The sequence below is a fragment of the Mycobacterium sp. 852002-51163_SCH5372311 genome (assembly GCF_001667115.1).
Taxonomy (GTDB): Bacteria; Actinomycetota; Actinomycetes; order Mycobacteriales; family Mycobacteriaceae; genus Mycobacterium.
Genome location: NZ_LZIJ01000024.1, coordinates 1 through 13,099, shown reverse-complemented (window position 1 = coordinate 13,099; position 13,099 = coordinate 1). Strand labels below are relative to the sequence as shown.

Below are 13,099 nucleotides of genomic sequence, written 5' to 3'. Positions count from 1 at the left end.
CGCTGCGCAGACGGTGCCAGGTCCCGCCTCCTCCGAGGCACCCACGCTTCTGCCCGTGCGGAAGAATCGCAGGCGATATGGTTGACGACGCCCCCGTGCCCCCGTCCCGACGACGCCACGTCGTGCAGCTCAGCCTGTTCGCCGGCTTCCTGCTCGGAATGTTCTACCTGGTAGCCGTCGCCCGAGTCATCGACGTCGAGGCGGTGCGTCGCGCGGTTCCGGCGACGGGGCCGGTGGCGCCACTGACCTACGTGGTGGCATCGGCCCTCCTGGGCGCGGTGTTCGTTCCGGGTTCGATCCTGGCCGCGGGCAGCGGGTTGCTGTTCGGCCCTGTGGTCGGGATCTTGGTGACGCTGAGTGCGGCGGTGGGAACCGCTATCGTCGCGAGCCGTGTCGGGCGCCGGGCCGGCCGAGACGGCGCGCGGGCACTATTGGGGACGAAGCGCGCGGACCGCATTGACGCGCTGGTGGAACGACGTGGACTATGGGCGGTCGTCGGCCAGCGGTTCGTCCCCGGCATATCAGATGCACTTGCTTCGTATGCCTTCGGGGCATTCGGAGTTCCGTTGTGGCAGATGGCCGTCGGCTCGTTCATTGGCTCGGCGCCGCGTGCATTCGTCTACACCGCGCTCGGCGCTTCGATCCGGGACCGGTCGGCGCCGCTGGCATACGCAGCGATCGCGGTGTGGTGCGTGACCGCCATCGTCGGTGCGTTCGCGGCACGGCGTGGATATCGAAAATGGCGACAACGGGCGGGCGGCTCCCCACCGTTGCCGCCAGCGGCATAGGGTGGTTTTCCGTGGCGGAACCGTTCGACGCGAAGCAGGTCCTTGCGAGAGTTCTGACCGAACACGGCCCGTTGGACGAGGCCGAGATCGAACGACGACTGCGCGACAGCGGCGTGGTCGATCCGGATCAGATATTGCGCGCGGTCCGTATCGAAATCGAGTTCCCCACAAGGCAATTGGTCGACGATCGCTGGATCTGGCTGCCGACACTGATAGCCGGCCGGGTGTTCACCCATCGGCTCGGCGCAGACGAGGTGGCCCACGACCTACTGCGGGTGACGCCGGACCTCGCCCCGATTACCACCCTGAGCGAGTACGAGCAGTATCAGCGCTTCGCCGATGGTTCACCAGCGCAAGTGGCGATGGCGGACTTCGACGACGAGTTGCTCGAGCAGCGGGGCATTTCCGACGAGGTGGTCGGGTATGGGGCACTGCTCTTGACGCCGGGCACGCTGGAAGGTTTGGGCGTCGCCGAGGGCGACGTGGTCGGCGTGCGGCTGAGCGATGACGGGTTTGTGGTCGAGCGGGTGACAGCGGTCGGGCATGGCGCGGCGGGAGAACGACTGGCCGCAACGCTCGATCCCGACGAGCCGGTGTACTTTGACTCCGCGGTATGGACCGCGTGTGTCGCGGACCCTGCGCTGTTCACCGAGCCGCTGTTGCCGCTCTGCGAAATCGTCGACGACTTCGGTCTTGCGCGTCGCGACGAATGGCTCGCGCCCGCCGGATTCGATTTCGCCTCTTGGGAATTCGATCGCGGGTCGGCAGCGCTGGCAAGGCGATATGACCTTGACGAGGACGATGCGGCCATCCTGTACACGCTGGTTCAGCTATACGAGCAGGTGTCGCAGATAGTAGAAGCCGTCGGCGCGGATCACGTGGTACCAGATGCGGTGCCGACGGCACCCGACGACGCAGCGGGGCAAGACGACGATAATCCGGTCGCCGAGGTCGCAGCCGCCCTTGCCGATCCGCTACTGGCCGGTCTGCTGGTGGACGAAACAATCGGTGCCGGACGTGGCCAGCCGGCCTCGCTGGGCGTCTTCGCCGAAGTTCTGGAGCCGAAGGTGGCCCGCCCGGCGCGGGTGGCGTGTCGGTGGCTGCGTGCCGTGGCGCTGGAACGGATCGGCGACATCGACGCGGCCGAACGCGAACTGCTGGCGGCCGAGTCGATGGATCCTGAGTGGCCGCTGCCGTTGCTGGACCTGGCCCGCTTCGCCTCCGATCGCGGCGACGTCGAGCACGGTTTGGCACTGCTGCGTCGCGCCGAAGCCTCGCCTGACGACCCACTGGTCGAACTACTGGAGCGCCACCGAAGCGAGCCTCGTCGTGACCTCGGCCGAAATCAGCTGTGCTGGTGCGGATCTGGCCGCAAATACAAGAAATGCCACCTGGGGCGCGAGCAGTTGCCGCTCGCCGAGCGGGTGGGTTGGCTGTATGCGAAGGCTTGCCAGCACACCGTGCTGACCGAGTGGAACGAGCTGTTGGCCGAGGTGGCCTACGAGCGCTGCCGTTATTCCCTCGAAGATCCTGACGATCTGACTGAAGCGATGAATGATCCGCTGGTACTGGACGCGGTGCTGTTCGAGGGCGGCGTGTTTGAGGAGTTTTTGGACATCCGCGGCAAGCTGCTGCCCGACGACGAGCGGCTGCTTGCGCAGCAGTGGCTGCTGGTTGACCGGTCTGTGTTCGAGGTGGAACAGGTCCGCCGCGGACAGTCCGTCACTGTGCGCGACGTCCGCACCGGCGACACGCACGAGGTGCGCGAAGCGACGGCCAGCCGCCAGCTCAAGCCAGGGCAGTTGGTGTGCGCGCGTGTGGTGCCGGCCGGAGACAGCATGCAGTTCGTCGGCGGCCTGGAACCGGTTGCGCTGCATGAGCGCGACGCACTGATCGACCTGCTCGACACGGACCCCGATCCGGTGTCGTTGGTGGCGCAGCTGAGCCGCCGGTTTGTGCCGGCCACCCTGACCAATACCGAGGGCGATCCGCTGGCGATCTGCGAGGCCATCGTGGAGGTCACCGATGCGGCCGAGATCGAGGGCTTGCTCGACGGCACCTACGATCGGGTCGGCGACGAGCCGCGGTGGTTCGAGCACGTCAGCACCCACGGCATGTCGCGGATCCGGGCCACGCTGGTCCTCGAGGGCGAAGCGCTGCGGGTGCAAACCAACAGCGAGAAGCGAATGGATCGCGTGCTGGCCACGCTGGCGCGTCTGGACCCCGATATGAGCGTGCTCGACGACTCCCGCCATCCGGTGCGCGACGTTGATGAAGCCGCCGAGATGGCCGAGCAGTTCGCAATGGCCGACGAGGACGCGCTCGATCCAGACGATCCCGAAATGTCCACCGTCATCCAGGAATTCATCCGCGAGTACGAGACGAAGTGGCTCGACCTACCCATTCCCGCGCTCGACGGCCAGACTCCGCGCCAGGCCGCCGACGATCCCACCCGACGCGGCGACCTGATGAAGCTGCTCGACAGCTTCCCCGCCGATGCGGCTGCGCGCGGCGGCATGAACGTGGGCCGGCTGCGGGCCGCGTTGGGCCTATAGCGTCGTTGAGCGAGCAAGTCTGATCGTCAGCGCTTTGAGAGCGCATTACGGCTGCGATCTGGCTCTGGTTGAACGATGCACACGGCCGCTTCTCGCCTTCTTCGGAGCCCGCCGGGATTCCAGGCGCCGGACATCGAACGTGAGGCCCACTGGTGCGAGCATGTTGACCAGGGCGTCAAGACTGAACTTATTGATCTTTCCGTTCAAGAGATCTGAAACCCGAGGCTGCGTCACATGAAGCCGCGCGGCGGCTTCGGTCTGCGTCCAACCTTCTTCCCTGATCCGCTGCTCGATCGCGACCATGAGTAGACCGCGCGCAGTTAAGTTGGCTGCCTGCTCTTGGGTATCGGCAAGGTCGTAGAACACACTGTCAGCCATCTCTTGCCTCTCGATAGCGCTTCCTGGCAAGGTCGAGATCCTCCTTCGGTGTCGCCTGCGACCTCTTCGTGAAGACGTGCAGGACACAAATCACGCCATGGAACTTCGCGACGTAAACAAGTCGCGCAATTCCGTTGGCATCCTGCACTCGTATCTCGTACGCACCAGGACCCACGGCGCCCATGGGTTTGTAGTTATTCGGCATCAGCCCCATCTGAAGTCGAAACAGCTGCTGGCCAAACTGATAACGGATGGCCGGGCGTTGCTCACGGATGTCGTTGCGAGTGGTGCCCAGCCATCTGACAGGTTTCAGAGCGATACCCATCTTATATCAGAACCAATATACTTGTCAGGCGAGGTGGCCGACGGTCGTCAACGCATTCGGCACGAGCCCACGCCAAGTGATTCCGCGGAAGCGCCGGTACTACAACCTCCCGGGCGATGACGTGCATCTAACCGCCTTCCACCGACACGGTCGCGCCGCCTGACGGCCGCGTTACGCAACGTTCCTGCGCCGAACGTGTCGTCATGCTGTTGAGCGGCGCATCATGGAAGGGTGCGGATCGGAGTCGGTATTTCCACCGCGGCCAATGCACGGCAGGCCGCCGTCGAGGCCGCCGCGCACGCGCGTGACGAACTCACGGGTGAGGCGCCGTCACTGGCCGTGTTACTCGGCTCGCGAGCGCATACGGACGCGGCTGCCGACATCCTGGAGGCGGTGCAGGAGACAGTCGAGCCGCCCGCGCTGATCGGTTGCGTTGCACAAGGAGTCGTCGCCGGCCGCCGCGAGATAGAAGACAAGGCCGCCGTCGCCGTGTGGCTGGCGTCCGGCCTCACCACCGAGACGTTCCAGTTGGACTTCGTCCGCACCGGCTCGGGCGGCCTGCTGACGGGTTACCGGTTCGACCGCACCGCGCAGGATCTGCACCTGCTACTGCCAGATCCGTATACCTTCCCGTCGAGCCTGCTCATCGAGCACCTCAACGCCGACCTGCCGGGAACGACCGTGGTCGGCGGCGTGGTGAGCGGGGGGCGGGGACCGGGTGATACCAGGCTGTTCCGTGACCAGGACGTGGTGACGTCTGGCCTTGTTGGCGTGCGCCTGCCCGGCATGCGCGGAATCCCGATCGTGTCGCAGGGCTGCCGGCCGATCGGCAATCCATACATTGTCACTGGCGCGGACGGCGCGGTGATCACCGAACTGGGCGGGCGGCCGCCGCTGCACCGGCTGCGTGAAATTGTTGAGGGACTGAGGCGCGAAGAACAGGAACTGGTCAGCCGCGGGCTGCACGTCGGGATCGTTGTCGACGAGCACCTTGCGGCTCCGGGTCAAGGGGACTTCCTGATCCGCGGGCTGCTCGGCGCCGACCCGTCGACCGGGGCGATCGAGATCGGCGAGGTTGTCGAAGTCGGCGCGACGCTGCAGTTCCAGGTTCGTGACGCGGTAGGCGCCGACAAGGATTTGCGCCTGGCAGTCGAGCGGGCCGGAGCCTCGATGCCCGGCCGTCCCGTCGGCGCGTTGCTGTTCACCTGTAACGGGCGTGGCCGTCGGATGTTTGGCGTGGCTGATCACGACGCGTCCACGATCGAGGATCTACTCGGCGGAATTCCGCTCGCCGGTTTTTTCGCCGCGGGTGAGATCGGTCCGATCGCGGGCCGCAATGCGTTGCACGGGTTTACCGCGTCGATGGCGCTGTTCAGCGAATGACGCGGTGCTTTGGCGCCCGTCGGTTCGTCACACTTGTAACAGGAGTCACTGCTCCGGACGCACTCATCGAAATGTCCACCTATTAGCGACTTTTCAGTGACGCACTTGACTACGCAGGCGTGTCTCTCGCAATAATGCGGTAACGCCCTTGTGCCCGCCGCCGCAGCGAATGCGTCACCGGCACGACTCGCCGCCGCGGTCGTAGCGACCGTTCAGCAGCGCTGACACTGAGCTCGATTGCCACAGGCGGCCTTTCGGAGTTCGCTGTCCCGCCGAATTGAGAACCCGAGCGGTGGCCACTTGCGTGACGCCGCACTCGTGCACGAGCCAGCGCACGTAACGCTTCAGCACCGGCTGACGATGCGCCCACGCTGCCGTCGGCGCCGGAAGCGTCGGCGGTGAAACGGTTTCCGTGCGCGGAGCGGCATCGGTACCACCGCCCGCAGCGAGCCGGCGCACTGCGGATCCCACGGGCGCCGCGGTGCTGCTGGTAACCAAGGCCAATTCGATTTCGCGGCTGAGACTTTCGGTTCCCGCGACGGCGAGAGCCGCATTGTCGAGCTCGTCTACAGCCTGGACTTCCCGTCGCAGTGCGTAGTCGATCTCGCTGAATCCTCCGCTGGAGGGGCACGGCTCAATTTCCCGACCGAACAAAAAGGTGAGGCCGTGGCGCTGCAGGACCAAACTCAGTCGCCGCCAATGTTGCTCACGTCCGAAATCCGGACCCGGGAAGGGAACCCAGATGTGCATGCGGCGCGCGATCGCGCGGCCCAGCGCCGAGACCACCGCCTCAACCTCGGTCAGGTCGTCATGGGATGCGGGCTCGCCCGGTGCAAACGAGAACGCCTCGGCGATAGCGCATCCCTGGTGCGCCGCATATTCGGACAAGTCGGTGCGGTGGCCTACTACCGTGTCGTGGTCACCAAGCAGAATGATCTGAGATTCCGGCGACGAGCCTGAGAAATGCGCCATTGATACCTCCGATGTCAGAGCCTCCGCCTGGTGGCGCCCTTACCGGCACCGGTCGGTACCGGTCGCTTCGTCATCCGAGCCACCCACGAGCGTGGGGTTGGCGCGCCATCCAGTCGGAGCTTGGCGACGGCGTCTCATGAAGCTGACCCAAAGGTAACGCCGACCACCGACAAGTTTGTGAGCTCAGGCGTTGGCACTCCACGACGCCTCATCCGGCCTGCTTATGGGCCGATGGACCAGAACGATCCCGGGGGACGAAACCGAGATCAGCCACCGGCACAGCCCGGGCTGCTGGTTTTCCTCAAAATGATCGCGCCGTCGTGACGCGACAAGACCCTCCTCGGCCTCTCTGCACTTCTTGAAGCGGCCGGAATCGTCCTGCTGATTGTCGCGGCGGACGTCCTCCATTTGCGTCTGATTCCTCTGTCGCTTACGGGGACAGCGACCGCGCTTATAGCGGTCGGCGCCCTCACATTCGCTTGCCTGGTGATCGCCGCAGTTCGCCGCGAAACTCGACGCCGGTTGCCTCCGGGCTAATGCCAGTTAATCCACTAGAGCGGCAAAGGGCCTGTGCTTGGCGTACCGGCGCCGCTTGACACTTGACGGCGCATAATTGACGACGTTGACGCACCTGCCACCACTCCATATCGGAGGGATCGACGATGCCCGACGTTGCCTCTTTCGAGCGGCAGCTCATGCAGGGGTCAGCGAGAAGGACAACACGATTGGCCGATTGATCCGCAGCCACTAGATGGTGTCCCAGCGTGTGCGGACGTCGACATTTGGCTCAGCCACCGACCCACCCGCCGACAGGTGCGTATCGTACAGCCGCGAAGTGAGCTAGCAGCCGCGAATCGGACGTAGCCGCGGAGGCAATGACCGAAGTGCCGGCGAGGTCCGGCTAGGGTGATAACGATGCGCATTCTCAACTGGAACATTGGCCACGGGGGCGGATCGCGAATCACAGCGATATGCCGCCACATTGGGGGTGTCAGCCCAGACCTGCTGGCGCTCACGGAGTTCCGGACTCGGAATGAACCAACGCTACGCACCGAGCTGGAGCGACTTGGCTATCCGTTCATCGCGACGTCGAATCCAGTGGTCAATCAGAACGGCATACTCGTCGCGAGCAAGTGGCAACTCGAGCAAGCCGCGGATCAGCATTCGCCTGATATCGACTGCGAACGATGGCTGAATGTTCGCGTCACCGAGCTAGACCTAGATGTACTTGCCGTACACATCCCCGGCGCCCCGGACCACAAGTTCGAGGATGGTCGCGGCATTTCCGGCGCCAAACGCAAGGAGTTGCTTTGGGAACGCACCATTAAGTATGCCGTCGACCACAAGGAACGCCGGGCAATCATCATGGGCGACTTCAATACTGGATTCCGCATCGACACCGAGGGCGAAATGTTCGCGATGTCGCATTATATGAAGTATCTCGCTGACATCGGGTTCGTCGACATGTGGCGACACCTTCACCCCGAAATCCTGGACTACACCTGGTATTCCAAACGCAAAGACAAAACCACTGGGAAGTCACACGATTACAACGGGTTTCGTTTGGACTACATCTTTGTTTCCCCAGCACTGCATTGTTCAATCTCGGACGTCGCAATTTTGCATGAACCCCGAACGAGCGGCGCTTCCGACCATGCCAGCGTCGTCGCCGACATCGCTAAACCAGCACCCGCCGCCACCACCGGTACCGATGGATCCGGTCCCGGCCAGTTCGGTGTACTCGTCGACCCGCGGGACCGGCCAGTGGGAGCAGGTCAATCCGAGAATGGGAACTTTCATGCACGCTTCGAAATCACTCCCGGGAGCCTTCCCGACATGACCTGCGGCTACAACGGCCAAGACTTCGTGCACCAGTTCCGCCCCACCCATTTCACTGCCGAGTGGACTCGGGGTGTTCTCAAAGAAGTTCGGATCTGGGGACCGCGTCTTTTACAGGACGGTTCACTTGGTAAGCGTTTACTCGACCACCGGTGGAAGCGACCTGTCGCTGCTGGCGGAGTAAACCACCGCGACTTGCCACCAGCGGTGGCCGCCCAGCTCCGGTCATATATCGCCAGCGGCGTAGAAGCTCCGTCCCGATAGCTCACGGTCGGCAAGCTACGCAGTCAACATCCACTAACCAAGCTCCACAATCGATTTGTCGCTCGGAGCCGGACTAAAAGACAACCACCTCGTTCCGGTGACTGGTGTGACGGATGTGACCTCCTGCCCGCGAGAGCCCAAATCCTGAACTCACCCGGCAGGTGCCAGCATCTGCTTCCACCCGTCATCTCCGAACTGGCTTGAGTTCTGAATCGAGTAGACAACCCCATCTGGCCCAACAGCTTTGCCGCTCTGCACGTCGTAAATCGACGCCGGAGCCGGGGTGTAAATGCACGGATTAGGTTGCTGCCCATTGCATTGGACGGTGCCCGACCCGGGGCGCTGCAGAGGATCGCTGACCGGCGGCGGTGTCCCCGGCAGCCGATCGGCGGGCAGCGGGTTGAAGCCGTTGTTGACCGACGGTGCCGGGATCACCAGACCCGGCTTCACCGGTTGGTCGCAACGCGCGGCCGGCGCGGGGCAGGTGAGGATCTGGTTCGGGTCGCCGTACCAGGGATTGGTACCCATTGGCACGTAGGGCGCGTTGCTGCGGCACTCCCGCGGGCTCGCCGCCCGCTTGCCCGGCACATCCACGCACGGGTAATTGCGCGCTCCACGAACCACATTCGTCGAATCCATCGGGATCTTGCAGTAGGTGCCTTTGGGTAGTGGCGCGGTGCTGGTGTCCGCCGGTGCCCGCCACTCCGATGCCGCCATGAAGCCGGTCATGCACGGCGGCGGCTGGTTGAGTGCCAGGGCGCCGACGCCCAGTGCGGCCTGGCCGGGAAATTGCGACGTGACCGACTGGGCGATCGCGCCGGACTGCGGCAAGAACACCAACGCCTGCTCGACGCCGTTGTGGTAGCGCTTGAGCATGTCGATCACGATCTCGAGATTGGCCAGCGTCTGCGGCAGCGACTCCCGAACCTCGCCGAACGTGGCGTTCACCTGTTCGGCAGTCGGCGCCGCATTGGCCAGGATGCTGCGCAGCGCCGGATCCTGCGCGGCGGTCTGCGCGGCCAGCATGTTGAGGTTGGCGGCCCAGCGTGCGATGTCGTCACCGGAATTGACCTGACTGTCGATGATCGGCGCCGAACGGGCGATGATGTCGTCGATGTCGTCGATGCTGCCCCTGAAATCGTGCGCGATCGCCTGGGTGGCGTCGACCAGCCGCCGAAGAGCCGGACCCAGTCCGCCCACAGCTTGTGACGTCTCGCGAAGCAGCGTCGCCACTTTGTCTTTCGGCAGCACCTCCAATCCGTGGTTCGCGGCGTCGAGCGCCGGGCCGATCTGGCTGGGCACCGTGCTCTTGGTGATCGTCTGCTGATTGGCGAAATACGGGCCACCCTTGCGGCTCGACACCAGGTCGATGTATTGCTCACCGACCGCCGAAACCGAGTGCACATTCGCCGACGCATCGGTGGGAATCTCAAAACCGTTGTCGATGCTCATCGTTGCGCGTACGCCCCGCTCAGTGGGTGCGACCGCGGTGACTTTCCCTATGGTGACGCCCCGATAAGTAACGTTGGCCGTGCGATACAGTCCACCCGATTGCGGCAAATCGGCATAGAGCGTGTACCGACCGATGCCGACAAGGCTCGGTATCCGCAAGTAGTACCAGCACAGCACCAGCACGGCGATAAGCGCCAATCCTGTGAGCAACACCAGTTGCGTTTTGATGAGCCGAGTCAACATCTTTCACTCGTCCCTTTCCACCAGCGGTCCGCCCGGGGCATCGTTCGGGTTCGGCGTATAGCGCACATCTGGGATCATCGTGTTGGGATCGCGTCCCCACGCCTGCTCGAGGGCGCGCAACCAACCCGAGAATCCCGTGCCGCTCAGCATCGTGTTGTCGATGGTGGACAATGTCAGGTCGAACACCCCGGACACATTCACGTAGTCGCCGCGGATCACCTGCGGCACTTTGTCGATGTTGAACGGCGCGGTGAGGCCCAGTCGCAGCGCATCGACGACGTACGGCGACGACCGCTCGAGTTGCTGCAACGGCCGCTGCAACGACTGCAGGCTCTTGTGCAGGTTGGGACGGGTATCCAACAGCGCCCGATTGGCCGCGTCGCTGAACCGCCCCAGGGATTCCGTTGCGTCAGCGAATAATTCGCGAGTGTCGGCGAAATGCTGGATCAGCGGCGGAATGTCGGTGAGCAGCCGATCCAGCGTGTCGTTGTGGTCGGCGGCAACGGACAGCAGGTGATTGGTGGAATCGATTGCGCGGGTAAGGCTGTCGCGCTGGCGGTTCAACTCGGCGGTGAAGGTGGCCAGCTTCTTGAGGAATTCGCGAACCTGGTCGACGTGACCGTCCAGAATCTTGATGACCTCGGTTTGAATGAGGTCGAGATTCGGGATGCCGCCGCCGTTGAGGATTACCGCGACACTGGCCAACGTCCGTTCGACGGTGGGATAGGCCGTTGAATTCGCCACGCCGATGGTGTCACCGCTTTTCAGCGGCTGCGGCGACGGGTCTCGCGGCGCGGCCAATTCGACGTGTTGCGTGCCCAGCAGGCTGGTCTGGCCGATTTTCGCGGTAGCGTTGGCCGGCAGCTTCACGTTTGGGTCCAGGTCCAAGGTCAGGACGGCCATCCAGTTCTTCAGCCTGATGTCCCGAACCGTGCCAACCCATACGTCGGCGACCCTCACCCGGCTGTTCGTGTTCAGCGCCAAGCTGTCGGGCATCTGCACGTAGACGGTCAGGTGATTCGAACTCGTGCCACGGCCGATCGGCAAGGGCACGTTGACGATCCCGCGCCAGGAGCACGACGTCAATACCGCTGCCGTCAGCAGCAACACCAGTCCGCGGCGGCCAGCGCCGACGAGGCGTTTCACGGTCCCGGCCTAGTCTGTGCGGGCGGCGGGAAACCCGGCGGCGGTGGCGGATTGGACTCGTCGTAGGCGTTCGGCGATCCGGGCAGATTGGTTCCCGGCGGCGGGGGCGCGATGTTGGGTCCACCCATCAGCTCCGCCAGAGATTCGGGCGTCAGCTGACTCGCGGTACCCGGCTGGACCTTCACGCCCTGCATACCGGGCGCGACGACCCAACCCGGTTCAGAGTTGCGATGCGAAAACGGAGTGTCACGTGCGAAGATTCCCGGGACGGTGGTGTCCTTGTATCCCGGCGGCGGGCGCAGCCGGTCCTCGGAGTAAGCCACCTCTTTGGGCAGCGTCGCCGCCGAGCTGAAAAGGTTGACACCGGCGGGCGGGTAGTTGAACTTGATGGCGTCCAGCACCGGCGCCAAATACTGCGCGCACAGCTCAGCGGAGTCCTGGTAGCCCAGGCGGCTGCCGGCCTGAATCGTACTGCAAATGAACTGAATCGGGTTCGCGAAGTTGGGGAACACGAACAACCCCACCAGCGAGCTGTGCAGCGGGTAGTAGATGTTGTTGAAGTTGCCCGCATAGGTGGGCAGCACGTGCAGCGCGGTCTCCAGCCCGTCGCGCGGCTCGGGTTGCAAAATCGTGGTGGTCACGTCGGCAAGGTTGTTGACATCGCGCGCCAGTACTGAGCTGTTGTCGCCCAGGAACTTTCGGACCGTGGTGAGCACCTCGTCGACATGCTTGACGGTGTCTGCGACGTCATGGTCGGACTTGGTGAACCAGTCGGTGAACTCGGCCAGGTTGCCATTGAGCGCAGTGAACTGCCGATCGTTCTGGTACAGCGCGCTGATGAACTGCGCCAGGCTTCGCGTAATCGCGACAAAGTCCCCCCGGCCTTCGTTCAGCGCGGTCAACGCGTCCGACAAACTGTTCAGGGTTTCGTTGACCTGCTTGCCCTTTCGGGCCAAGCTGTCTGCCGCCGATTCGATCAACTCACCGAACGGCCCCTTCGGCTGCTCGGCGGTGGGGCCCAACTGGCGCAGGATCGAACTGATCGATTCGCGCAGCTGGTCCCACTCCACGGGAACCTGGGTGCGCTCGATCGGGATTTCCGCGCCGTTCTTCAGCACCGGCCCACCGGTGTAGGGCGGTGACAGCTGGATGTTGCGCGACGCCACCAGGCTGGGATTGAGGATTGACGCGGTGGCGTTGGCGGGCACCTTGTACTTGCTGTTGTAGTGCAGGGTGACTCGCATCCGGTCGCCGGCCGGCTCGATCTTGTCGATGGAACCGACTCGCACGCCCATGATCTGAACCTTGTCACCGGGATACAGCCCAAGCGTTTCAGAGAAATATGCGACGACGGTCGTGTTGGTCAGTCTCCGGTAGAGCTGCGTGCCGACGGCAAGAGAGAGGAGCGCCGACACCACCACCATGGAGCCGATAATCAGAGCAGTGCGAGACACTTTCGGCAGTCGCAACTGGCGAATGTCGAAGATGGTGCTCATTGCGAGCTACCTCCCGTCCCATCTGGGGTGATGAACGGGGCCGGTAGCTGCGGCCCGGGTCCAACCGGAGCGGGGCCCCGCGGCGGGGCCGGTGGCAACGCCGGCGGGCTTGGACCGGTGACCGGCCCGGGGAGCTCCGTGCGTGCGCCAGGCGGCGCGTGGGCCGGCAGCGGCGCCGGCGTGCCCGGCACAGCCGGCGGCGTCTGACCCGGCCGGCCCGCGCGCGGCACGCCGGGCGGGGGCGGGCAGCCGGCGGGG

The 13,099-nt window shown here is 64.3% G+C and carries 10 protein-coding genes, 1 pseudogene and 1 riboswitch; of the genes and pseudogenes, 4 read left to right on the top strand and 7 right to left on the bottom strand.

Going from position 1 to position 13,099, the window contains the following annotated elements; genetic code table 11:
• Positions 1–77 precede the first annotated feature (77 nt).
• Together A5791_RS03260 and A5791_RS03255 are read left to right on the top strand one after the other, a co-directional pair.
• On the top strand, positions 78–788 hold the full coding sequence (locus tag A5791_RS03260) for a TVP38/TMEM64 family protein (RefSeq protein ID WP_067230973.1): 711 nt from the start codon (positions 78–80) through the stop codon (positions 786–788).
• An 11-nt stretch (positions 789–799) separates the two neighbouring features.
• Complete coding sequence (locus tag A5791_RS03255) at positions 800–3,343, top strand: SEC-C domain-containing protein (RefSeq protein WP_067231076.1); 2,544 nt, start codon at positions 800–802, stop codon at positions 3,341–3,343.
• A 45-nt stretch (positions 3,344–3,388) separates the two neighbouring features.
• Here A5791_RS03255 and A5791_RS03250 read toward each other — a convergent pair whose 3' ends face one another.
• Positions 3,389–3,721, bottom strand: coding sequence for a helix-turn-helix domain-containing protein (locus tag A5791_RS03250; RefSeq protein WP_067230970.1), 333 nt, complete (start codon positions 3,719–3,721; stop codon positions 3,389–3,391).
• Positions 3,714–4,046: a type II toxin-antitoxin system RelE/ParE family toxin gene (locus A5791_RS03245; protein ID WP_067230967.1), complete on the bottom strand. Its 333-nt coding sequence runs from the start codon at positions 4,044–4,046 to the stop codon at positions 3,714–3,716. Before A5791_RS03245 ends, A5791_RS03250 begins: the two co-directional genes overlap by 8 nt.
• A gap of 231 nt (positions 4,047–4,277) precedes the next feature.
• On the opposite strand from A5791_RS03245, the gene A5791_RS03240 reads away from it, so the two are divergent.
• Entirely contained in the window at positions 4,278–5,429 is a 1,152-nt protein-coding gene (locus A5791_RS03240; protein WP_067230964.1) for an FIST N-terminal domain-containing protein, read from the top strand.
• Between the two features lie 174 nt (positions 5,430–5,603).
• Here A5791_RS03240 and A5791_RS03235 read toward each other — a convergent pair whose 3' ends face one another.
• On the bottom strand, positions 5,604–6,401 hold the full coding sequence (locus tag A5791_RS03235; protein ID WP_067230960.1) for a hypothetical protein: 798 nt from the start codon (positions 6,399–6,401) through the stop codon (positions 5,604–5,606).
• Between the two features lie 30 nt (positions 6,402–6,431).
• A riboswitch (SAM riboswitch) is annotated at positions 6,432–6,543 on the bottom strand.
• Between the two features lie 773 nt (positions 6,544–7,316).
• Here A5791_RS03235 and A5791_RS03225 point away from each other — a divergent pair.
• Positions 7,317–8,504 carry an endonuclease/exonuclease/phosphatase family protein gene (locus A5791_RS03225; RefSeq protein ID WP_082966713.1) on the top strand — a complete coding sequence of 396 codons (1,188 nt, stop codon included), beginning with the start codon at positions 7,317–7,319 and terminating at the stop codon, positions 8,502–8,504.
• 150 nt (positions 8,505–8,654) lie between these two features.
• Here the strand turns inward: A5791_RS03225 and A5791_RS03220 are convergent, their stop codons facing one another.
• From A5791_RS03220 to A5791_RS27010, 4 genes and pseudogenes are all read right to left on the bottom strand, one after another.
• Positions 8,655–10,199, bottom strand: a complete 1,545-nt coding sequence (locus A5791_RS03220; protein ID WP_067230952.1) for an MCE family protein — start codon at positions 10,197–10,199, stop codon at positions 8,655–8,657.
• A gap of 3 nt (positions 10,200–10,202) precedes the next feature.
• The gene (locus A5791_RS03215; protein WP_067230949.1) at positions 10,203–11,345 is read right to left on the bottom strand and encodes a virulence factor Mce family protein; all 1,143 of its coding nucleotides are present in this window, start codon (positions 11,343–11,345) and stop codon (positions 10,203–10,205) included.
• Entirely contained in the window at positions 11,342–12,841 is a 1,500-nt protein-coding gene (locus A5791_RS03210) for a virulence factor Mce family protein (protein ID WP_067230945.1), read from the bottom strand. The genes A5791_RS03215 and A5791_RS03210 overlap by 4 nt, the downstream gene beginning before the upstream one ends.
• A gap of 6 nt (positions 12,842–12,847) precedes the next feature.
• Positions 12,848–13,099 (bottom strand): annotated as a pseudogene (locus A5791_RS27010) (hypothetical protein); the annotation flags it as partial.